At 69.1% G+C, this 19836-nt stretch carries 22 protein-coding genes and 1 pseudogene; 15 read left to right on the plus strand and 8 right to left on the minus strand.

Features of this window, described 5'->3' with window-relative positions; all coding sequences use genetic code 11:
• The first annotated feature begins 159 nt into the window (after nt 1-159).
• The 5 genes from aspS to G5V65_RS13140 all read left to right on the plus strand — a co-directional run bounded on the left by aspS (nt 160) and on the right by G5V65_RS13140 (nt 4354).
• Nucleotides 160-1941 (plus strand): aspartate--tRNA ligase, encoded by a 1782-nt coding sequence (gene aspS, locus G5V65_RS13120; protein ID WP_165050985.1) that lies wholly within the window; start codon nt 160-162, stop codon nt 1939-1941.
• A gap of 214 nt (nt 1942-2155) precedes the next feature.
• Nucleotides 2156-2641: a DUF1993 family protein gene (locus tag G5V65_RS13125; protein WP_165050833.1), complete on the plus strand. Its 486-nt coding sequence runs from the start codon at nt 2156-2158 to the stop codon at nt 2639-2641.
• Nucleotides 2642-2697: 56 nt separating this feature from the next.
• Complete coding sequence (locus G5V65_RS13130) at nt 2698-3396, plus strand: GNAT family N-acetyltransferase (RefSeq protein WP_165050835.1); 699 nt, start codon at nt 2698-2700, stop codon at nt 3394-3396.
• A 279-nt stretch (nt 3397-3675) separates the two neighbouring features.
• Nucleotides 3676-4080 carry a methylmalonyl-CoA epimerase gene (gene mce / locus G5V65_RS13135; protein ID WP_165050837.1) on the plus strand — a complete coding sequence of 135 codons (405 nt, stop codon included), beginning with the start codon at nt 3676-3678 and terminating at the stop codon, nt 4078-4080.
• A 4-nt stretch (nt 4081-4084) separates the two neighbouring features.
• Nucleotides 4085-4354 carry a DUF1467 family protein gene (locus G5V65_RS13140; RefSeq protein ID WP_165050839.1) on the plus strand — a complete coding sequence of 90 codons (270 nt, stop codon included), beginning with the start codon at nt 4085-4087 and terminating at the stop codon, nt 4352-4354.
• A 292-nt stretch (nt 4355-4646) separates the two neighbouring features.
• Here G5V65_RS13140 and G5V65_RS13145 read toward each other — a convergent pair whose 3' ends face one another.
• The 3 genes from G5V65_RS13145 to G5V65_RS13155 all read right to left on the minus strand — a co-directional run bounded on the left by G5V65_RS13145 (nt 4647) and on the right by G5V65_RS13155 (nt 7206).
• On the minus strand, nt 4647-5333 hold the full coding sequence (locus G5V65_RS13145) for an EI24 domain-containing protein (protein WP_343162848.1): 687 nt from the start codon (nt 5331-5333) through the stop codon (nt 4647-4649).
• 26 nt (nt 5334-5359) lie between these two features.
• Nucleotides 5360-5923 carry a nitroreductase family protein gene (locus G5V65_RS13150; protein WP_165050844.1) on the minus strand — a complete coding sequence of 188 codons (564 nt, stop codon included), beginning with the start codon at nt 5921-5923 and terminating at the stop codon, nt 5360-5362.
• A 167-nt stretch (nt 5924-6090) separates the two neighbouring features.
• Nucleotides 6091-7206 (minus strand): class II histone deacetylase, encoded by a 1116-nt coding sequence (locus G5V65_RS13155; RefSeq protein ID WP_165050846.1) that lies wholly within the window; start codon nt 7204-7206, stop codon nt 6091-6093.
• Nucleotides 7207-7348: 142 nt separating this feature from the next.
• On the opposite strand from G5V65_RS13155, the gene G5V65_RS13160 reads away from it, so the two are divergent.
• On the plus strand, nt 7349-7603 hold the full coding sequence (locus G5V65_RS13160) for a DUF167 domain-containing protein (RefSeq protein ID WP_165050848.1): 255 nt from the start codon (nt 7349-7351) through the stop codon (nt 7601-7603).
• Between the two features lie 180 nt (nt 7604-7783).
• On the opposite strand, the gene G5V65_RS13165 is transcribed toward G5V65_RS13160, so the two are convergent.
• Nucleotides 7784-8029 (minus strand): hypothetical protein, encoded by a 246-nt coding sequence (locus G5V65_RS13165; protein WP_165050850.1) that lies wholly within the window; start codon nt 8027-8029, stop codon nt 7784-7786.
• Nucleotides 8030-8236: 207 nt separating this feature from the next.
• Here G5V65_RS13165 and G5V65_RS13170 point away from each other — a divergent pair, with 207 nt between their 5' ends.
• From G5V65_RS13170 to G5V65_RS13185, 4 genes and pseudogenes are all read left to right on the plus strand, one after another.
• Entirely contained in the window at nt 8237-8965 is a 729-nt protein-coding gene (locus G5V65_RS13170; protein ID WP_165050851.1) for a M48 family metallopeptidase, read from the plus strand.
• 90 nt (nt 8966-9055) lie between these two features.
• Nucleotides 9056-9310 carry a DUF6455 family protein gene (locus tag G5V65_RS13175; RefSeq protein WP_165050853.1) on the plus strand — a complete coding sequence of 85 codons (255 nt, stop codon included), beginning with the start codon at nt 9056-9058 and terminating at the stop codon, nt 9308-9310.
• Nucleotides 9311-9350: 40 nt separating this feature from the next.
• A pseudogene (locus G5V65_RS13180) lies at nt 9351-9713 on the plus strand (YigZ family protein).
• 30 nt (nt 9714-9743) lie between these two features.
• Nucleotides 9744-10106 carry a diacylglycerol kinase gene (locus tag G5V65_RS13185; RefSeq protein ID WP_165050855.1) on the plus strand — a complete coding sequence of 121 codons (363 nt, stop codon included), beginning with the start codon at nt 9744-9746 and terminating at the stop codon, nt 10104-10106.
• Between the two features lie 341 nt (nt 10107-10447).
• On the opposite strand, the gene G5V65_RS13190 is transcribed toward G5V65_RS13185, so the two are convergent.
• The 3 genes from G5V65_RS13190 to rimO all read right to left on the minus strand — a co-directional run bounded on the left by G5V65_RS13190 (nt 10448) and on the right by rimO (nt 12562).
• Nucleotides 10448-10831, minus strand: a complete 384-nt coding sequence (locus G5V65_RS13190) for a thiol-disulfide oxidoreductase DCC family protein (protein ID WP_165050857.1) — start codon at nt 10829-10831, stop codon at nt 10448-10450.
• A 46-nt stretch (nt 10832-10877) separates the two neighbouring features.
• Nucleotides 10878-11120, minus strand: a complete 243-nt coding sequence (locus G5V65_RS13195) for a CDGSH iron-sulfur domain-containing protein (RefSeq protein ID WP_165050859.1) — start codon at nt 11118-11120, stop codon at nt 10878-10880.
• Between the two features lie 62 nt (nt 11121-11182).
• A complete protein-coding gene (rimO, locus tag G5V65_RS13200; RefSeq protein ID WP_165050861.1) occupies nt 11183-12562 on the minus strand; it encodes a 30S ribosomal protein S12 methylthiotransferase RimO in 1380 nt (459 codons plus the stop codon).
• Between the two features lie 375 nt (nt 12563-12937).
• On the opposite strand from rimO, the gene G5V65_RS13205 reads away from it, so the two are divergent.
• The 3 genes from G5V65_RS13205 (at nt 12938) to speB (ending at nt 17119) form a co-directional block, all read left to right on the plus strand.
• The gene (locus tag G5V65_RS13205) at nt 12938-13966 is read left to right on the plus strand and encodes a hydroxyacid dehydrogenase (protein ID WP_165050863.1); all 1029 of its coding nucleotides are present in this window, start codon (nt 12938-12940) and stop codon (nt 13964-13966) included.
• 76 nt (nt 13967-14042) lie between these two features.
• Complete coding sequence (locus tag G5V65_RS13210) at nt 14043-16019, plus strand: AsmA family protein (protein ID WP_165050865.1); 1977 nt, start codon at nt 14043-14045, stop codon at nt 16017-16019.
• Between the two features lie 131 nt (nt 16020-16150).
• On the plus strand, nt 16151-17119 hold the full coding sequence (gene speB / locus G5V65_RS13215) for an agmatinase (RefSeq protein ID WP_165050867.1): 969 nt from the start codon (nt 16151-16153) through the stop codon (nt 17117-17119).
• 109 nt (nt 17120-17228) lie between these two features.
• On the opposite strand, the gene G5V65_RS13220 is transcribed toward speB, so the two are convergent.
• Nucleotides 17229-17840 (minus strand): GcrA family cell cycle regulator, encoded by a 612-nt coding sequence (locus G5V65_RS13220; protein ID WP_165050869.1) that lies wholly within the window; start codon nt 17838-17840, stop codon nt 17229-17231.
• 295 nt (nt 17841-18135) lie between these two features.
• Between G5V65_RS13220 and G5V65_RS13225 the strand changes: the two genes are divergently transcribed.
• A complete protein-coding gene (locus G5V65_RS13225; RefSeq protein WP_165050871.1) occupies nt 18136-19317 on the plus strand; it encodes an aspartate aminotransferase family protein in 1182 nt (393 codons plus the stop codon).
• Nucleotides 19307-19828 (plus strand): GNAT family N-acetyltransferase, encoded by a 522-nt coding sequence (locus G5V65_RS13230; RefSeq protein ID WP_165050874.1) that lies wholly within the window; start codon nt 19307-19309, stop codon nt 19826-19828. Before G5V65_RS13225 ends, G5V65_RS13230 begins: the two co-directional genes overlap by 11 nt.
• Nucleotides 19829-19836 lie beyond the last annotated feature (8 nt).

The raw sequence follows: 19836 nt of genomic DNA on the forward strand, positions 1-19836 counted from the left end.
GTGCGCGGATGTGGGAAGCGGGCAGGGGCGCGCGGGAGTTGTGCAGCGATGCACGAATGGGCCGCCGGTCCCGTGCGGCCCCCGTGCGGGCCTTGACTTCGTCTGCGCCAAGGGGTGTATCGGCGCGATGACCGAAGATGCCTCGCAAGGGGGAGCATGATGCACGCCTATCGCAGCCATACCTGCGCCGAATTGAACAAAGCCCATGTGGGCCAGACGGTCCGCCTGTCGGGCTGGGTGCATCGCGTGCGCGATCACGGGGGCGTGCTGTTCATCGACCTGCGCGACCATTACGGGATCACGCAGGTTCTGGCGGACAGTGACAGCCCCGCCTTTGCCGAGATCGAGAAGGTGCGGGCGGAGTGGGTCATCTGCATCGACGGGCGCGTGAAGGCGCGGGATGCGGCGCTGGTGAACCCCAAGATCCCGACCGGGGAGGTCGAGGTCTATGCCACCGGCATGACGGTGCTGGGGGCTGCGGAAGAGCTGCCGATGCCGGTCTTCGGCGAGGTGGATTATCCCGAAGAGACGCGGTTGACCTATCGCTTCCTCGATCTGCGGCGGGAGAAGCTGCATCGGAACATGATGCTGCGCTCGAACGTGGTGCGCAGCTTGCGCAACCGGATGTGGGGGCAGGGGTTCAACGAATTCCAGACGCCGATCATCACGGCGTCTTCGCCGGAAGGAGCGCGGGATTTCCTTGTTCCCAGCCGTCTGCATCCGGGCAAGTTCTATGCGCTGCCGCAGGCGCCGCAGCAGTTCAAGCAGTTGATCATGGTGGCGGGGTTCGACCGTTACTTCCAGATCGCGCCCTGTTTCCGGGACGAGGATCCGCGCGCGGACCGGTCGCCCACCGATTTCTACCAGCTGGACGTGGAGATGAGCTTCGTCGAGCAGGAGGATGTCTTTGCCGCCGTGCAGCCCGTCATTCAGGGGCTGTTCGAGGAGTTCCGGCCGGATTGCAAGGTGCCGTCGGAATGGCCGCGCATCGCCTACAAGGATTCGCTGCTGTGGTATGGCAGCGACAAGCCGGACCTGCGCAACCCGATCAGGATGCAGGTGGTGAGCGAGCATTTCCGGGGGTCGGGCTTTGCAGTGTTCGCGAAGCTGCTGGAGAACGAGGGGACCGAGGTGCGGGCGATCCCCGCGCCGACGGGGGGCAGCCGGAAGTTCTGTGACCGGATGAATGCCTTTGCCCAGAAGGAAGGTCTGCCGGGGATGGGGTATATCTTCTGGCGGGAGGCCGAGGATGGGTCGGGGATGGAGGCGGCGGGGCCGCTGGCCAAGAATATCGGACCCGAACGGACCGAGGCGATCCGGCAGCAGCTTGGGCTGGGGCTGGGCGATGCGGCCTTCTTCCTTGGCGGCAAGCCCGAGCAGTTCGTGTCCTTTGCGGGCAAAGCGCGCAACGAGATCGGGCGCGAGTTGGGGCTGGCGGAGACGGATACGTTCCGTTTCGCCTGGATCGTGGACTTCCCGATGTATGAGAAGACCGATGACGGGAAGATCGACTTTTCCCACAACCCCTTCTCCATGCCGCAGGGGGGGATGGAGGCGCTGATGGGCGATCCCTTGGCGGTGCATGCCTATCAGTATGACCTTGCCTGCAACGGCTATGAGCTGATTTCGGGCGGCATCCGCAACCACAAGCCCGAGATCATGTACAAGGCCTTTGAATTGGCCGGATACCCCAACAGCGAAGTGGACAAGCGGTTCGGGGGGATGGTGAAGGCGTTCAAATATGGCGCGCCGCCGCACGGGGGTTGCGCCATGGGGATCGACCGGGCGGTGATGCTCTTGGCGGATGAACAGAACATCCGCGAGGTGATCATGTTCCCGATGAACCAGCGCGCCGAGGACCTGCTGATGGGCGCGCCGAGCGAGCCCTTGAACGAGCAGCTGCGCGAGTTGCGGCTGCGGGTCGTGCCGAAGGATCAGTAATGGGGAGGGGCGCCGGGGGCGCCCCTTCTGCTTTGGGGGTCTGCGGTTTGTTGGGCCGAACACCCCCTCCCGCCGAACACCCCCTCCCGCCAAACACCCCCTCCGCCGAACACCCCCTCCCCAGCCCTCCCCCATGCTGGGGGAGGGGGTTTTGGGCCCCCCTCGCCAAGCCGGGCATTCCCTGCCAGTCTGTCGCCCTGACCCGAGGTGATCCATGCTGCCGCATCCGCCGCTTTATTCCGCATCCGTCCCCGTCTTCCGGCATTACCTGGAGCGGGTATCGCTGATCGTGGAGCGGGCGGGGCAAGCGGCGATGGGGGCGCGGATCGCGGATGCCTTTCCCGCCGAGCAGCAATTCGGCACGGCGGCGGGCTTCGCGCTGCGGGTGGCCTGTCCGCTGGCCGGGCGCGAGGTGCCGGACCTGCCCGCCGCGCTGGGCCCGCGGCTGGCGGTGGCGCGGGCGGTGCTGGGGGCGATGAAGCCCGCGGAGTTCGAAGGGGCGGAGGCGCGGCTGATCCGGCATCGGGCGGGCGAGGCCTGGCTGGAGCAGGAGGGGGCGGCCTTCCTGCATCTCTACGGGATGCCGAACTTCCTGTTCCACCTGACCATGGGCTATGCCGCGCTGCGGGCGGCGGGGGTGGCGCTGGGCAAGGCGGATTTCGACGGGTTCCATGCCTATCCCCCGGGATTTGCGTTCTGATCTTGCGATTGTGGCCCGGGGCGGGGCAGAAGGGGGAAAGGCTGGGGAGGCGGGCAATGGCGGGCAAATTGATCGAGGGATGGCAGGCGGCGGACTGGCCGGGGGAGGCGCCCCTGGAGGGGCGCCATGCGCGGCTGGTGCGGCTGGATGCCGATGCCCATGCGGCGGATCTTTTCGCGGCCTTTGCCGGGCATGACGGGCTGTGGGATTACATGCCCTATGGCCCCTTCCATTCCGCCGCCGCCTATCACCGCTGGGCGAAGGAGGCGACGGCGGGCAAGGATCCGGTGTTCTGGGCCATCCACGCCGAAGGGGCGGCGCATCCCTCGGGCGTGGCCTCCTTCCTGCGGATCACGCCCGACCATGGCAGCATCGAGGTGGGGCATATCTGCCTGTCGCCCGCGCTGCAGCGGGGGCGGGCGGCGACCGAGGCCATGTTCCTGATGATGGACTGGGCCTTTGCGCATGGCTATCGGCGCTATGAATGGAAATGCAACGCGCTGAACCTGCCGTCGCGGCGGGCGGCGCAGCGGTTGGGCTTTTCCTATGAGGGCGTGTTCCGCCAGCATATGGTGATCAAGGGGGCGAACCGGGATTCGGCCTGGTTCTCGATCATCGACAGCGAATGGCCTGCCCTGCGCGAGGCCTATGCGGCCTGGCTGTCGCCCGCGAATTTCGACGCAGGCGGGCGCCAGCGCGAGCGGCTGTCGGACCTGACGCAACTGGTGCGCGCGGCATCGGACCCGGCGCTGTAACCCGCGCCTCAATCCGGGTAGAGCGTCACCAGCCGCAGGTTGACGGCATCGCGCAGCGCCGGGGGAAGCGGCGGGGGCGGGGCGGGCGGCATCTGGGGGGCGGCCTGGGTCATGGGGCGATCCTGCGCGGCGGCTGTGGCGAATCTTTGGCAAGTCCTGCGCCAATCCTGCGGCGAGAGGCGTTAAGCGCCGGTAAAGGCCCCTGCGACCGCCCGGCCCCTTGCGCGGGGGGCGGGGCGCACCCATAACCCGGGACGAGAGCTTGTGAGGGAGTGACCGATGATCGGACGACTGAACCATGTGGCCATTGCCGTGCCGGATCTGGCGGCGGCGGCAGAGCAGTATCGCGGCACGCTGGGCGCGAAGGTCGGCGCGCCGCAGGACGAGCCCGATCATGGGGTGACGGTGGTCTTCATCGAATTGCCGAACACGAAGATCGAACTCCTCTATCCCCTCGGCGAGACTTCCCCCATCGCGGGCTTCCTGGAGAAGAACCCGGCGGGGGGCATCCATCACATCTGCTATGAGGTGGAGGATATCCTTGCGGCGCGCGACCGGCTGAAGGCCTCGGGCGCGCGGGTGCTGGGCTCGGGTGAGCCGAAGATCGGGGCGCATGGCAAGCCGGTGCTGTTCCTGCATCCCAAGGATTTCAACGGCTGCCTTGTCGAGCTGGAACAGGTGTGACGCGATGAGCATCACCTCGGCCATGGTGCTTTATGCCGTGACCTGGTTCATGGTCTTCTTCATCGTGCTGCCCTTGCGCTTTGTCAGCCAGGGCGATGCGGGCGATGTGGTGCCCGGCACGCCGAAAAGCGCCCCGGCGACCGAGATCGTGGGGCGGAAGGCGAAGCTGACGACGCTGATCGCGACGCTGGTCTGGGCGGTTCTGGCGGGGATCATCCTGTCGGGGGTGATCTCGATCCGCGATATCGACCTGCGCGGGGTGATGACGGGGTGATCAACCCCTGCCCGCGGTGATCCGGCGGAGCGGCGTGCCGCCGCAAGGTTTTCCTCTCGCCTGCGCGCCTGCGCGCTTCGGCTCGGTTGCCGGGGGTTCCCCCCGGACCCCCGGGGTATTTGGGCCAAGATGAAGTGGCATGGTCTTCATCTTGGGAAAAATACCCTCGGGGGTGAATTGGCCCGCGAAGCGGGACAAGAGGGGGCGGAACGCCCCCTGAACACCGAGCCGGACGCGCGGCACGCGCGGGAGGCGAGAGGAAAGGCTTGCGGCGGCACGCCGCTCCGCCGGATCAGCGGCGGGTCAGGCGGTGGAAGAGATGGGTGAAGGTCGCCACGCCGAGGACCGGGATCACGAGGTTCACGAGCGGGATCGAGAGCGGCGCCGCCATCAGGATGCCCGCGCCCCAGATGCGGGCCTTGTTGGCGCGCCAGAGATCGCGCGCCTCGGTCCGCGGCATGCGGCGCTGGGCGACGAGGGTGAAATATTCCCGCCCCAGCAGATAGCCGTTCAGCCCCCAGAACAGCACCGGCACCAGTGGCCCGGCAAAGGGCCAGAGCAGGAGCGCCACGAGGTTCGCGACCAGCGCCACGCCGAAGAAGTTGACCGCGCCGATCAGCCCGTCGGCCGCGCCCTGCGGGCGGGCGGGCGCAAGGCCGGGATAGTGGCGATCCTCGACCGCATCGGCCACGGTTTCGAGGAAGAGCCCGGTGAAGGCCGAGGCGACGGGCACCATCAGGAAGACCGAGGCGAGCAGCATCAGCAGGATCGAGCCGATGGAGAGCAGCGTATCCAGCCCCCCGACCGGGCCGAGCAGCGGCAGGTCGGTGGTTTCGGGCACCAGCCACTGGATCGCCCCCAGCATCAGCGCATAGAGCGCGACCAGAAGCGCCAGGGTCAGCGCCACGCCCAGAAGGACGACGCGGCGGAAGCGGGCATCGCCCCATTGGCCGAGCGCGGCAAGGAAGGAGGACAGGATCAGGCCCATGCGGCGGCGCCTCCGGTTCAGGCCCAGTGGACGACCCGCGCGAGATCGGGGCGCGGGCGATCGGGGGCGGGGGCGGCCTTGCTGCCGATATGGATGATGCCCGCCACCCATTCCCGCGCGTCGCAATCGAAGGCGCGGGTGATGAAGGGGCGGTCATGGCTGACCCAGCCGGTCAGCCATTGCGCGCCCCATCCGGCGGCCGAGGCGGCATTGACCAGCCCGGCGCAGAGCGCGCCTGCCGAGAGGGTCTGTTCGATTTCGGGGATCTTGTCGGAGGCCTTGGGCGCGGCGATCACCACCACGGCCAGATGCGAGCGGTCGAACTGGCCGCGGCCCTTCTCGATCCGTTCCGGATCGCTGCCCTCTTCGCGCGCCCGCGCCTCGGCCAGATCGGCCCAGCGGGCCAGCGCCGGGCGATAGCCCACGATGAGCCGCCAGGGTTCGAGCTTGCCGTGATCGGGCACGCGCAGCGCGGCCTGCAGGATCGGCTGGAGCGCGGCGCGGTCGGGGGCGGGGCCTGTCATGGCCTTGGAGGGATAGGAGAGGCGGGTGGAGAGGAAGGTGAACGCGTCCTGGTTCATGCTTTCGTGCCTTGTCCCCCGGCCTTGGCGCGGGGCGGTGGGGTGGGGTTTCTGGCGGAGCGGGCCTTGGCCCGCATTGCTTTTGTCTCGCCTGCGCGCCTGCGCGCTTCGGCCTGGTGGTTTGGGTATTTGAGCCGGGATGAAGGGGCAAGGGGGGTGTTGGGGGATCAGGGGGTTGTGAAGAGGGTTTCCAGATCGTCGATCCAGGCCGAGAGGAAGGCATCGAAGCGGGCGTCGGGCTGGCGCGCGGAGAGGGTGGCGGCCAGCGGATCGGGGATGGTGACGGGGCTTTGGGCCAGATCCTCGATCACGGCATGGCCGCAGAAGGGGACATAGACCTCGGAATAGCCGCCTTCATGGACGCAGAGCAGGCGGCCCGCGCAGAGCGATTCGGCGGCCTCGCGGGTGAGGCGGGTCATCTGGCGGAAGGTGTCGGCAGTGGCGAGCATGCGGCCCAGCGGATCGAGGGCCGCGGCATCGAAGCCGCAGGCCACGATGATGACATCGGGGCGGTGGGCATGAAGGGCGGGCAGGACGAGGCGCGTGAAGGCCTCGAGATAGCCGCGATGGCCGGTGCCGGGGGGCAGGGGGATGTTGCGGTTGCTGCCGCGCGCCGGGCCTGCGCCGCGGACCGTCGCCGCGCCGGTATCGGTGGGATAGTTGCGGTCCTGGTGCAGCGAGATGGTCAGCACATCGGGATCGGCAAGGAAGATCGCCTCGGTCCCGTTGCCGTGATGCACGTCCCAGTCGATCACGGCGAAGCGGCGGGCCTGGCCCGCGGCGCGGGCGGCCTCGATCGCGATGGCGATATTGGCCAGCAGGCAGAAGCCGTTGGGATGATCGGGCAGGCAGTGATGGCCGGGCGGCCGGGTGAGGGCATAGGCATTGGTCACCTCGCCCGACAGGATGTCGCCGAGGGCGCGCAGCGCGAGGCCCGCGGAGAGGGCGGCGATCTCGAACCCGCCGCGGCCGAAGGGGGCGCGGGGGCCAAGCTCGCCGCCTTCGGCATCGGACAGCGCCTTGAAACGGTCGAGATAGGCGGCGGGATGGACGCGCAGCAGATCGTCGCGCGTGGCGGGATCGGCCCCGCGCAGGGAGAGGTGGCGCAGGAGGCCCGTCGCCTCGATCAGGTTCTTCAGGCGGCGCTTGGTTTCGGGGCTTTCGGGCAGGCCGCCGCCGGGCTGGACGAACTGGCCGAGGGGGCCGCCCACCGGCAGGGTCAGGGCGTAGTTGCCGCCATGGTGCCAGAAGGTGCGTTCGTCGGTGTAGAAGGCGGTGGTCATGCAGGGATCCTGTGGGCAGTCTGGGGTGGGGCTTGCGGCGGGTCTTGCGGCGGGTCTTGCGGCGGGGGGCTTTCCAGCGGGCGGGAATTGGCGCAACTGTCGGCGGCAAGGTTAGGGGCGCGCGGGCGGGAAGGCCAGAGGGATGCGGAAGGGCGAGCGGGCGGATCTGGCGGTGCCGGGGGCGGAATTCGCGGTGCGGGCCGTGCCGCGGGCGCGGCTGGCCGGGGTGAGCCTGGAGGGCGGGGTCTGGCGGATCGCCGTCTCGGCCCCGGCCGAGGACGGGCGGGCCAATGCCGCCGTGGCCGAGGCGCTGGCCCATGCGCTGGGGGTGGCGAAGGGGCGGCTGGTGCTGATCCGGGGGGCCACGTCGCGCGACAAGCGGTTCCGGCTGGAGTGACGGGGCGCGGGGCTGCGCCGGGTCGGGATCGGGACGGGGGGCGGGAGGTCCCGGGTCAGGCCCGGGACGGGGGGCGGGATCAGCCCTTGGGGGGGCGGGGCTGCGCCGGGTTGGGATCGGGACGGGGGGCGGGAGCTGGGGCGGGAGGTCGCGGGGCAGGCCCCGGGACGGGGTTCGGGATCAGCCCTTGGGGGGGCGTGTCTCGATCCGGTAGCTGCCTTCGGGCAGGTCCAGCGCGGCGGCGAGATCGCGCAACTGGGCCATGGACAGGGTGATGCGGGCGGGTTCCTCGGTCATCGGGTCGATCTGTTCCAGCGTCACGCAATCGTCGAAGGCGAGGATGGTGATGTCTTCCATCAGGCCTTCATGCCCCTCGTCGATGAGGGTGATCACGGTGGCGTCGAAATCGTGCTCGATGGTGAACATGGGGCAAGGCTAGACCGGGCGGGGGCGGCGGTGCAATGGGAAATGCGGGGGGGAATGAGGGGGGCGTAGGAGAGGCCGGTGGCGGGGCCTTGCTGACATGGATGTGAGCGGGGCGCGGGGGGGCTGTGCTTGGCGGGCGGCTTTGCTAGATTGGGAAAAACGAGAAAGGCCGCGCGGCAAGCGGGCGGCAGGCATGAGGTCGGGTCGATGCGGGCAATCGTGACGGCAATCGCGCTGGCGGTGACGGGGGTTTCGGCCTGTGTGCCGACCCAGCAGGCGGGATATCCCGCGCCGGTGCCGGTGGCCGCGCCGGTGGATCCCGGCGCGCCCCTGACGCCGCGGCAGGCGGCGGACAATTTCATCCGCGTCGTGGGCCGGGTGGAGCCGATGACGGAAGAGATCTGCCGCGCCCGCACGCGCGGCGTGAATTGCGATTTCCGCATCGTCATCGACGATCGTCCGGGGCAGGGGCCCAATGCCTTTCAGACGCTGGATGAAAGCGGGCGGCCGGTGCTGGGCTTCACGCTGGCGCTGGTGGCCGATGCGCGCAACGAGGACGAGATCGCCTTCGTCCTTGGCCATGAGGCAAGCCATCACATCCTGGGCCATATCCCGCAAAGCCAGCAGACGGCCATGGCCGGCGCGATGGTGGCGGGGATCCTGGCGCAGGCGACGGGCGCGGATGCCGCGGCGGTGCAATCGGCGCAGCGTCTGGGGGCCACGGTGGGGGCGCGGCGCTATTCGCGGGGCTTCGAGCTGGAGGCCGATGCGCTGGGGGCCGAGATCGCGCTGATGGCGGGCTATGATCCGGTGCTGGGGACGGGTTTCTTTGACCGGCTGCCCGATCCGGGCGACCAGTTCCTGGGCAGTCATCCGCCCAATGCGCAGAGGAAGGCGCAGGTTCAGGCCGTGGTGGCGCGGCTGCGCGGCTATTGATCGCCCGGCGCGCCCGCTTGATTTGCGTCAATGCGTCGCGGGGGCGGCCGGGGCATGCTTGGCCTGCGGGAACGACTGAGGATGACGGCGATGATCGGTTATGTGGAAGCCCCGAGGGCCTGGGGCCTGACGCGCGGCATGGGGCGCGCGGTGGGCGTGAACCTGACGGATGCGGTGATCGAGGGCTGGCTGAGCCGGGCGGAACTGGCCGAACTGGTGGAGCGCTGCCAGGCCTGCGAGAGATCGGCCGAGTGTCAGGGCTGGCTGGCGCGCAATGTGACGGCCGAGGCGCTGCCCGCCTTCTGCCCGAACAAGGCGGGGATCGAGGCGCTGGTGGCGCGCTGAGCCCATGGCCAAGGCCGCCCTGCCGGGCTATGGCGGGGGCATGAGAAAGCTGGGCGAAGTGCTGCGCGACCGCGGATCGCGCTATGCCGTCTCGGGCGGGCCGGTGGCGGGCCGCGCGGGGGTGGAGGCGTTCCTGGCGGAGCTGAAGCGGGAAAAGAAATACGCCAAGGCCACGCATAACAGCTAGGCCGTGCTGCTGAGCGAGGGCGGCGCGCAGAAGGGCGATGACGGCGAATCCGGCGCGGGGGCGGTGATGCTGAAGATGCTGGAGCGGGCCGGGTTGCGCGATCAAGTGGTGGTTGTCACGCGCTGGTATGGCGGCGTGCATCTGGGGGGCGACCGCTTTGCCCATGTGGTGACCTGCATGCGCGCCTATCTCGACGCGCTGGGGCGGAGCGGGTAATCCTTGACGCCACGGCAAGGGATGGGCGCAATGATCGACTGGCTGAAGGCCGAGGTGCGGCGGATCGGGAACACGACCAAATGGTCGTGGGAGGGCTGGGTTTCGGCCTGGGCGCGCGAGAAATCGTTGCGGCAATGGGTGCTGGTGAATGTGCTTTCGGCGGCGCTGGCCTTCGCGCTGGATCTGACGCCGGGGGAGCGGGCGCTGATCCTGGCGCTGGGATTGCTGCTGCTGGCGGCAGAGTTGATGAACACCGCCATCGAGGAGGTGGTGGATTACATCTCGGAAGAGATCGACCCGCGGGCGAAGCGGGCGAAGGATGCGGGATCGGCGGTGGTGGCGGTGACGGCCATCGCGGGGGGCGTGGCCTGGCTGGTGGTGCTGATCGGCTAGGCGATTTCTGACGCAGAAATCGCGTCGGAATTTGGCGCAAATTCCGGGTGGCAGGCCGGTTGCGGCCTGCGGGGACGGGGGAGGATTGCGTCGGCTGTCACTTTCTGCCCCTGCTTGTGGTTCGCGTGGCCTCGCTGGTGATCCTGATCGGCCAGGCGATTTCTGACGCAGAAATCGCGTCGGAATTTGGCGCAAATTCCGGCTTGGGCACCGTTTCCTGCGTCAGGAAACGGCGCGAAATCTGCGTCAGATTTCGCCCTCGCGCGGGTGCCGGGCAGAAGAGGGGCGTTCCAGTCCAGGGGGGGCGGGTTTGCAACGCGTGGGGCGCGCTGCGCCCCGGGTCAGACCCGGGGTGGGGTTGTTGCGGCCTTGGCCTGCCTGCGCCGATGGGCGCGGTAGAGGAGGGGGGCTGCGATCCTGTCATAGAGCAGGGTCACGACCGGGCGGATGACGGGCCAGCCGGTCACCCGCGCCAGCCAGCGCCAGCGCGGCAGGGCGGCCCAGATCGCGCGGAAGGCTTCCAGCCCGGACAGGAGATTGCCGTCCTGCAGCACATGCAGGCGGCGCGCGGCCTGATCTTCGGTCAGGCCCCAGCGGGCGGCCTCCTGCAGGGTGTCAAAGCGCAGGGGCGCGCCGTCGCGGGTGGCGGCGGCGCGGTAATGATCCACCTCGAAGCGGCAGAGCGGGCAGGTGTCGTTATAGAGAATGCGGGTGTCTTCGGTCATGGCGCAAAGCTAGGCGCGGGGCGACCCGCGCCAAGCCCCTGCGACATCAGAGCCGGGAATGGGACCCGTCGCAGAAGGGGGCCTTCGCGCTGGCCTTGCAGCCGCAGAAGAACATGCGCTTCCCCTCTTCCGCCGTCACCTTGACCGGTGTGAAGGCGGTGCCCTTGTGGCTGCCATCGCAGAAGGGCTGGGTCTTCGACTGGCCGCAGGCGCACCAGAAGTAGGATTTTCCCGCCTCTACCTCCACCGGGTAGGGGGCGCGCTGGGCGATCTTGGGGGCGTCGGTCATGGCTGCTCCTGCGGAATGGCTATGGCCGAGGATGTGCAGCGCGGCGCGCGGCGGTCAAGCCGTCAGACCCGACGACCGAACAGGTCGTATTCGGTGGCTTCCTCGACCTCGACCGTGACGATGTCGCCGGGGGAGAGGGTTTCGAAACCCTCGTCGATGAAGAGGTTGCCGTCGATTTCGGGCGCGTCGGCCCTGGTGCGGCAGGTGGCGCCTTCGCCGTCGACCTCATCCACGATGACCTGCAGCCTGTGGCCGACCTTGGCGGCGAGCTTCGCGGCCGAGATGGCTTGCGCCTTTTCCATGAAGCGATCCCAGCGGTCCTGCTTCACCTCTTCGGGCACATGGTCGGGCAGGGCGTTGGAGCGCGCGCCGGGGACGTTTTCGTATTTGAAGCAGCCGACGCGGTCGAGCTGCGCCTCGTCCAGCCAGTCGAGCAGGGTCTGGAATTCCGCCTCCGTCTCGCCGGGATAGCCCACGATGAAGGTGGAGCGCAGGGTGATGTCGGGGCAGGTGGCGCGCCAGGCGGCGACTTCGTCGAGCGTGCGGGCGGCGGCGGCGGGGCGGGCCATGCGTTTGAGGACGTCCGGATGGGCGTGCTGGAAGGGGATGTCGAGATAGGGCAGGATCAGGCCTTCGGCCATGAGCGGGATCAGGTCGCGCACATGGGGGTAGGGGTAGACGTAATGCAGGCGCACCCAGGCGCCGAGGCTGCCCATTTCCCGCGCGAGGTCGGTGATGTGGGCGCGGACGGCGCGGTCCTTCCACGGACTTTCGTCATGCTTGCGGTCCAGCCCATAGGCGGAGGTGTCCTGAGAGATGACGAGGAGTTCGCGAACGCCTGCCTCGACCAGTTTCTCCGCCTCGCGCAGCACGGCGTTGGCGGGGCGGCTGACCAGTTTGCCGCGCATGTCGGGGATGATGCAGAACTTGCACTTGTGGTTGCAGCCTTCGGAAATCTTCAGATAGCTGTAATGGCGCGGGGTGAGGCTGACGCCGGTGGCGGGCAGCAGGTCGATGAAGGGGTCGGGCTTCGGCGGCACCGCGCCGTGGACGGCGTCCAGCACCTGTTCGTATTGATGCGGTCCTGTCACCGCCAGAACCTTGGGATGCGCGCCGGTGATGTAATCGGGTTCTGCCCCAAGGCAGCCGGTGACGATGACGCGGCCGTTTTCCTTCAGCGCCTCGCCGATGGCGTCGAGGCTTTCGGCGCGGGCGGAATCGAGGAAGCCACAGGTGTTGACGATGACGGCATCCGCGCCTGCGTAATCGGGGGAGATCGCGTAACCTTCGGCGCGCAGGCGGGTGAGGATGCGTTCGCTGTCCACGAGCGCCTTGGGGCAGCCGAGCGAGACCATGCCGATGGTGGGCTGGCCTGCGCGGCGTTCGTCGGGAACGGAGGCGCGGGCAAGGTCGGGGCGGAGGTTCGGCGGGTTCTGGGTCATGCGCTCGCCCATAGCGCAAAGGCCGCGCTTCGTGAAGGGCGGTGATCTGGCGGAGCGGCGTGCCGCCGCAAGGTTTTCCTCTCGCCTGCGCGCCTGCGCGCTTCGGCTCGGTCGCCGGGGGTTCCCCCCGGACCCCCTGGGTATTTGGGCCAAGATGAAGCGGCATGGTCTTCATCTTGGGGAAAATACCCTCGGGGGTGAATTGGCCCGCGAAGCGGGACAAGAGGGGGCGCGAGCGCCCCCTAACATCCGAGCCGGAGCGGATGCGGAGGCGAGAGGAAAGGCTTGCGTGGAACACGCGCAATCGGATCGCCGGCGGTGGCTTGCCCCGGGGCGGGGGGCGGCATAGCGTGCCGGGCGAGAGGAGACCTGCCGATGACCGATCCCCGCCCGCTGATCCTGTCCTGCCCCCTGCCGCGCAGCCTGCCGCTGATCCTTGCGCCGGATCGGCTGGCCGAGTTGCGCGCGCGCTACCGGATCGTGGAGACCACCGATGCGGACCTGCCCGGCCTGCCGGATGCGGTGCTGGGCGAGGCGCGCTACATCATCGGGCAGCCGCCGCTGGACGCGGCCACGCTGGCGCGGCTGTCCTCCTTGCGCTGCATCTTCAACGTGGAATCGAACCTGCTGAACAACATGCCCTATGACGAGGTCTTTCGCCGGGGCATCCATGTCGTCACCACCGGGGCGGTCTTTGCCCAGCCGGTGGCCGAGATCGGGCTGGGTTTTGCGCTGTCGCTCTTGCGCAATATCCATGGGGCGGATGCGGATTTCCGCGCCGGGCGCGAGCTTTGGGGGGGCGAGGGGAACGGCGCGGCGCGGCTTCTGACCGGGGCGGAGGTCGGCATCCTGGGCTTCGGCGATCTGGGGCGGGCCTCGGCGCGGGTGCTGGCGGGATTTGCGCCGCGCCTGCGGGTCTTCGACCCCTGGCTGCCCGCCTCGCGCATCCGCGAGGCCGGGGCGGAGCCCGCCTCTCTGGAGGCGGTGATGGCGCAGTCGGATGTGGTCTTCTGCACGGCGGCCGTCACCAGCGAGAACCGGGGCTTTCTTGGCGCGGCGGAATTCGCCGCCATGCGGCGGGGCGCGATCTTCCTGCTTCTGTCCCGCGCCGATGTGGTGGATTTCGGCGCGCTGATGGCGGCGGTCAGGGGCGGGCATATCCTGGCCGCCTCGGATGTGTTCCCCGAAGAGCCCCTGCCCGCGGATCATCCTGTGCGCGCGATCCCCGGCTTCCTTCTGTCGGCGCATCGGGCGGGGGCGCTGGACGTGGCCTTCCGGCGGATGGGCGAGATGGTGCTGGAGGATCTGGCGCTGCTTGACCGGGGCCTGCCGCCCATGGTCTGCAAGCGGGCCGAGCGCGAGACGGTGGCGCGGTTCCGCTCGCGCCCGGTGGCGGTGAACTGATCCGTCGGGCGGCGGGTTGGGCGCTTGCGGCGGGGGCCGCGCGGCGCGTAACCTGACGGGGGCAGGGGCAGGAGGAATGATGCGCTGGGTTTTCCGGATCCTTGGGGTGCTGGCGGTGCTGGTGGTGATCGGCGCGGCGGCGCTGCTGTTGATCCCGTCGGACAGGGTGGCGGCGCTGGCCGTGGGGCAGTTCGAGAAGGTGACGGGGCGGCAGCTTACGATCGAGGGCGGGGTGACGCCCACGCTCTGGCCCGTGCTGGGGGTGGAGACGGGGCGGATCACGATTTCCAATGCCGACTGGTCCGACGAGGGGCCGATGCTGGTGGCCGATGCGCTGGCCATCCGGATTGATGCTAATGCGCTGTTCGGGGGCGCGGTGCGCATCACCGGGCTGGAACTGACGCGGCCCGAGATCCTGATCGAAAGCGGCGAGGAGGGGATGGGCAACTGGGTCTTTGGCGGTGCCGCCGGGGGCACGGCTGCGCCCGACATGGCCACGGCGGAGACGCCCTTCACGCTGGATCTGGGGGTGATCCGCGATGGCAGCATCGGCTATGTCGATCATGCGACGGGGCGGCGGGTGCAATTGACCGGGGTCGATCTGGAGGCGCGGCTGGCCGATTATGAGGGGCCGCTGGACCTTGTCCTCAGCGCCGAATCGGCGGGGCAGGCGGTGGAGATGGAGGCGCAGCTGGCGGCCTTTCGCACCGCCTATGAGGGGGGCGTCTCGCCGGTCACGCTGGCCCTGCGGGCGGGGGCGGCGGAGATCACCTTCGCGGGGCGGGCCGGGTTCCGCCCGATGGTGGCCGAGGGGCGGCTGGAGGCGGATCTGGGCGATCTGTCGGCCGTCTCGGCGCTGGCCGGGATCGACCGGCCCGCGCTGCCGCAGGGTTTCGGGGCGGAACGGGTGGCGGTGGCGGGCGATGTGACGCTGACGGCGGAAGGATCGGCCCATCTGCGCGGCGGCAGGATCACGCTGGACGGCACGGCGATCACCGGCGATCTGGACCTGACGCAGGGCGCGGCGCGGCCGAAGCTGGTGGCGCGGCTGGCCATGGGCGATCTGGTGGTGGCGGGCAATGTGGCCGAAGGAACGGGCGCGGGCGAGGGCGGCGGGGCGGTGGCCACGGCGGGCTGGTCGGACCGGGCGATCGAGGCGGGGGGGCTTTCGGCGCTGGATGCCGAGATCGGGCTGCGCGCGGATTCGGTCGCGCTGGGGCCGGTGCGGCTGGGCCCGGTGGCGGCGGGGATATCGGTCGACAATGCGCGCGCGGTGTTCCGGCTGGACGAGGTGGGGGCCTATGGCGGATCGGTCACCGGGCAATTCGTGGTGAATGCGCGGTGGGGCCTGTCGGTCGGGGGGGACATGGTCTTTCGCGGCATCAGCCTGCAGCCGATGCTTTCCGACCTGACGGGCTTTGCGCGGCTGATCGGGACGGGGGATCTGACGCTGGATTTCCTCGGCTCGGGGGATTCGGTGGCGGCGATCATGAACAGCCTGTCGGGATCGGGGGTGCTGAACCTTGGCCCGGGCGAGATCGTGGGGCTGGATATCGCGGGGATGATCCGCAGCCTGGATGCGGGTTTCGTGGGCGAGGGGCAGAAGACGATCTTCGACAGCCTTTCGGCCAGTTTCACCATCGAGGCGGGCGATCTGTTCAACCGCGACCTGCTGATGGCCGGGCCGGTGATCAGCGCGGAAGGATCGGGCCGGATCGGGCTGGGCGCGCGGGATATCGAATACCGCATCCGCCCCACGGCCCTGCGCGGGGCGGATGGAACGGGGGGGATTTCGGTGCCGCTCTGGATCACGGGGTCCTGGGCTGCGCCCAGCTTCGCGCTGGATCTGGAGGCGCTGGCGCAGGAGAACCTGAAGGAAGAGGCGGCGGCGCTGGAGGACAGCCTGAAGGAAAGGGCGGCGGCGGAGTTCGACCAGCAGGAGGGCGAATCCCTGGAGGATGCGGCGAAGCGCAAGCTGGAGGAGCAATTGCGCGAGGAACTGGGCGAGGGCACGGGCGGGCTGCTGCTGGACCTGCTGGGGGGCGGCAACTGAGCCTCTGACCTTGGCGCGGGGGGGCGATTTTTCTCGCGAAAAATCCGGGGATCCTTCCGGGGAAGGATCCCTTGGCGAAATTTCGCAGAAATTTCGTGGGGCGGGCGGCTTGAGATCAGGGAGAGGGTGACATGGGCAAGGATGTGGGCGAGGCGCTGACGGATGCGGCCTTCACGCGGACGCGGTTGAAAGGGTCGCTGATCGAGAATTCATGGTCCGGCGCGCAGAGTTTCTTCCGCCGGAAATACAGCAAGGATCTGACCGGGGTGGATGTGGCCATCAGCGGCATCCCCTTCGACACCTCGGTCAGCAACCGCCCGGGCGCGCGGCTGGGGCCGGAGGCGATACGGCGGGCGAGTGCGCCCCATGCCTGGGGGCCGATCTGGCCCTGGCGCTTTGATCCTTTCGACACGCTGGCCTGCATCGACTATGGCGATTGCGCCTTCGACTGGGGCGAGCCGATGGAGGTGCCCGCCGCCATCGAGGCGCATGTGGCGGGGATTCTGGCGGCGGGGGCGGCGACGCTGAACCTGGGCGGGGACCATTTCACCACCTATCCGACGCTGAAAGCCCATGCCGCAAAATTCGGGCCGATGGGGATGGTGCAGTTCGATGCCCATCGCGACGTGGAACAGGATGCGGGCGGGCGCATCGACCATGGGTCGATGTTCTACTATGCGGTGCGCGACGGGATCCTGGATCCCGAACGCGTGGTGCAGGTGGGGATCCGGACCTGTTTCCACGGCGAAGAGACGCATGGCATGACGATCCTGCATGCCGACCGGGTGCATGACATGCCGGCGGAAGAGGTGGCGGCGGTGATCCGCGATGTGCTGGGCGACGGGCCGTCCTACCTGACCTTCGACATTGATTGCCTTGACCCCTCCACCGCGCCGGGGACGGGGACGCCGGTGCCCGGGGGGCTGACCTCGCATCAGGCCTTGTCGATCCTGCGGGCGATGAAGGGGCTGGATTTCACCGGCATGGATGTGGTGGAAGTCTCGCCGCCCTTTGATCATGCCGAGATGACATCGACCGCCGCGGCGATCATCGCGGTGGAGATGCTGTGCCTGAAGGCCTGGGCGCGCGGGGCGGGGTGAACGGGCGCGGGGGGGGCGATTTTGTCTCGCGAAAAATCAGGCGATCCTTCGGGGAAGGATCGCCAAGGCGCGGGAGTTTCGGGCCGGATTGCCCGGGCTGGGCTGCGGATCAGCGGCGGCGGTCGCGGCGCGCGCTCATCGGCTGGAAGGCCACGCCGACATGCGCCTCGCAATAGGGCTTGCCCGGCAGCGAGGGCAGGCCGCAGAACCAGAAGTCATCCGTTGCCGGATCGCCGATGGGCCATTTGCAGGTGCGTTCGGTCAGTTCCATCAGCGTCAGGCGACGCGCGCGCTTTTCCACCTCGCGCACCGAGGCCAGGGCTTCGGGGCTGATCTCGTTGGCCGAGGGTTGCGGCGGCAGCGGCTGGCCTGCGGGGACGATGGCCTTGCGGATCGGCAGCGGCGTCACGTTCGAGGGCGCGGCGGCCGGGGCCGGGCGGTCTGCGCCCCGGCTCGGGGCGGGTTCGGCCCTTGCGGCGGGTTCGGGGCGCGGCTCGGCCCGGGGGCTGGCCGTGGCGGTGGCGGCGGGCGCGGCGGTGGCGGGGCTGTCCTCATCCTCGTCCTTGCCGCCCGCGACGCGGTTCGACAGACCGAGGCGATGCACCTTGCCGATCACGGCATTGCGCGTGACGCCGCCCAGTTCCTTGGCGATCTGCGAGGCCGACTGGCCTTCGGCCCACATGCGCTTGAGCGTCTCGACGCGCTCATCGGTCCAGGACATGGCAACCCCTTTGGTGGAACATTCCCCGCCATTCTAGACGGGACGGCACGGGATACAAGCGGCGCGCGGCAAGATCAAGCGCTGCAGGGGGCAAGCCCGGGCTTTCCTTTCGCGCCAACCTGCGCTAGGGAAGCCGCATGAGCCATCGGACCCGCCCCTTCGCGCTGCCCCGACGCCGACGCTGACCCGCGCCGGACGCTCTGCCTTGCCCGCGCCGCAGCGGGCCGCCTTCCCAAGTTGACACCCCCCCCGCCCGGCCATTACGGCTAGGGCTTCGCTTTCAAGGACATATCCCATGATCCCTGCCGTCCTGCCGACCTACAATCGCGCGCCCCTTGCCTTTACCAAGGGCGAAGGCTCCTGGCTTACGGCAGAGGACGGGACGCGATACCTCGATCTGGGGGCCGGGATCGCGGTGAACGCGCTGGGCCATGCCCATCCGGCCTTGGTGGCCACGCTGACGGAACAGGCGGGCAGGCTGTGGCATGTGTCGAACCTCTACCGCATTCCGGAACAGGAGCGGCTGGCGGAGCTGCTGGTCGAGAACACCTTCGCCGACACCGTCTTCTTCACCAATTCGGGGACGGAGGCTGCGGAACTGGCGATCAAGATGGTGCGCAAATACTGGTACGAGAAGGGCCAGCCGGAGCGGGTGGAGATCGTCACCTTCGAGGGGTCGTTCCACGGGCGGTCGACGGGGGCCATCGCGGCGGCGGGGGCGGAGAAGATGGTCAAGGGCTTCGGCCCGCTGATGCCGGGCTTCACCCATCTGAAATTCGGCGACCATGACGCGCTGCGGGCGGCTGTCACCGACCGGACGGCGGCGGTGATGATCGAGCCGATCCAGGGCGAGGGCGGCATCCGCACCCTGCCCGATGCCTGCCTGAAGGGCCTGCGCGACCTTTGCGACGCGACCGGGGCGCTGCTGGTCTTCGACGAGGTGCAATGCGGCATGGGCCGGACGGGCAAGCTGTTCGCGCATGAATGGGCAGGCGTGACGCCCGACATCATGATGGTGGCCAAGGGCATCGGCGGGGGCTTCCCCTTGGGCGCGGTGCTGGCGACCGAGGGCGCGGCGGTGGGCATGACGGCGGGCAGCCATGGGTCTACCTATGGCGGCAACCCTCTGGGCTGCGCGGTGGGCGCGAAGGTGGTGGAGATCGTGGCGGAGGACGGCTTCCTCGATGCTGTGGGGGCGAAGGGCGCGCGGTTCCGGCAGGGGCTGGAGGGGCTTGTCGCCTCGCACCCCGAGGTGTTCGAGGGCGTGCGGGGGCAGGGGCTGATGCTGGGGCTGAAATGCAAGGCCACGAATACCGATGTGGTCAAGGCCGCCTATGCGGAACATCTGCTGACGGTGCCCGCGGCGGATAACGTGATCCGGCTGCTGCCTGCGCTGAACATCGCGGATGAAGATATCGCCGAGGCGCTGGCCCGGCTGGACCGGGCGGCAAGCCGGGTGAAGGCCGATGCGGCATGAGACCTATACTTTCCCGCGCCTGACCCGCGCGGATTATCCCCTGATGCGGGGCTGGCTGGCCCAGCCCCATGTGCGCGCATGGTGGGGCGACCCGGAGGAGGAGATCGCCCTGATCGAGGAGGATATCGACACCAATGGCCACGGGGGCCCCACCGACATGCGGCTGGTGGCGCTGGAGGGCCAGCCCTTCGCCTATGTGCAGGATTATCCCGCGCATCACTGGGGCGCGCCGCAATATGCGGCCTTCCCCGCAGGCGCGCGGGCGGTGGACACGTTCCTTGGCGATCCGGCCTTTCTGGGCCGGGGGCATGCCGGCCGCTATCTGCGGCAGCGCTGCGCCGAACTTGTGGCCGAAGGCGCGACGGCGGTGGTCATCGACCCCAGCCCCGACAACGAACGCGCCGTCCGCGCCTACCGACGAGCGGGCTTTGCCCCGCGCGGGATCCTGCCTTGCGAGGATGGCGATCCCGTGCTGGTGATGGAATTCGAACCCGCCCCTTCGTCTTGGTGAAAATACCC

It is taken from the genome of Paragemmobacter kunshanensis (genome assembly GCF_011059185.1).
GTDB lineage: Bacteria > Pseudomonadota > Alphaproteobacteria > Rhodobacterales > Rhodobacteraceae > Paragemmobacter > Paragemmobacter kunshanensis.

Coding starts and splice junctions, on each gene's coding strand:
- G5V65_RS13170 (WP_165050851.1), top strand. CDS start 8,237: ATGCGGGCAATCGTGACGGCAATCGCGCTGGCGGTGACGGGGGTTTCG.
- G5V65_RS13230 (WP_165050874.1), top strand. CDS start 19,307: ATGCGGCATGAGACCTATACTTTCCCGCGCCTGACCCGCGCGGATTAT.
- G5V65_RS13210 (WP_165050865.1), top strand. CDS start 14,043: ATGATGCGCTGGGTTTTCCGGATCCTTGGGGTGCTGGCGGTGCTGGTG.
- aspS (WP_165050985.1), top strand. CDS start 160: ATGCACGCCTATCGCAGCCATACCTGCGCCGAATTGAACAAAGCCCAT.
- speB (WP_165050867.1), top strand. CDS start 16,151: ATGGGCAAGGATGTGGGCGAGGCGCTGACGGATGCGGCCTTCACGCGG.
- G5V65_RS13225 (WP_165050871.1), top strand. CDS start 18,136: ATGATCCCTGCCGTCCTGCCGACCTACAATCGCGCGCCCCTTGCCTTT.
- G5V65_RS13125 (WP_165050833.1), top strand. CDS start 2,156: ATGCTGCCGCATCCGCCGCTTTATTCCGCATCCGTCCCCGTCTTCCGG.
- G5V65_RS13130 (WP_165050835.1), top strand. CDS start 2,698: ATGGCGGGCAAATTGATCGAGGGATGGCAGGCGGCGGACTGGCCGGGG.
- G5V65_RS13190 (WP_165050857.1), bottom strand. CDS start 10,831: ATGACCGAAGACACCCGCATTCTCTATAACGACACCTGCCCGCTCTGC.
- G5V65_RS13195 (WP_165050859.1), bottom strand. CDS start 11,120: ATGACCGACGCCCCCAAGATCGCCCAGCGCGCCCCCTACCCGGTGGAG.
- rimO (WP_165050861.1), bottom strand. CDS start 12,562: ATGACCCAGAACCCGCCGAACCTCCGCCCCGACCTTGCCCGCGCCTCC.
- G5V65_RS13220 (WP_165050869.1), bottom strand. CDS start 17,840: ATGTCCTGGACCGATGAGCGCGTCGAGACGCTCAAGCGCATGTGGGCC.
- G5V65_RS13205 (WP_165050863.1), top strand. CDS start 12,938: ATGACCGATCCCCGCCCGCTGATCCTGTCCTGCCCCCTGCCGCGCAGC.
- G5V65_RS13185 (WP_165050855.1), top strand. CDS start 9,744: ATGATCGACTGGCTGAAGGCCGAGGTGCGGCGGATCGGGAACACGACC.
- G5V65_RS13150 (WP_165050844.1), bottom strand. CDS start 5,923: ATGAACCAGGACGCGTTCACCTTCCTCTCCACCCGCCTCTCCTATCCC.
- mce (WP_165050837.1), top strand. CDS start 3,676: ATGATCGGACGACTGAACCATGTGGCCATTGCCGTGCCGGATCTGGCG.
- G5V65_RS13155 (WP_165050846.1), bottom strand. CDS start 7,206: ATGACCACCGCCTTCTACACCGACGAACGCACCTTCTGGCACCATGGC.
- G5V65_RS13175 (WP_165050853.1), top strand. CDS start 9,056: ATGATCGGTTATGTGGAAGCCCCGAGGGCCTGGGGCCTGACGCGCGGC.
- G5V65_RS13160 (WP_165050848.1), top strand. CDS start 7,349: ATGCGGAAGGGCGAGCGGGCGGATCTGGCGGTGCCGGGGGCGGAATTC.
- G5V65_RS13140 (WP_165050839.1), top strand. CDS start 4,085: ATGAGCATCACCTCGGCCATGGTGCTTTATGCCGTGACCTGGTTCATG.
- G5V65_RS13165 (WP_165050850.1), bottom strand. CDS start 8,029: ATGTTCACCATCGAGCACGATTTCGACGCCACCGTGATCACCCTCATC.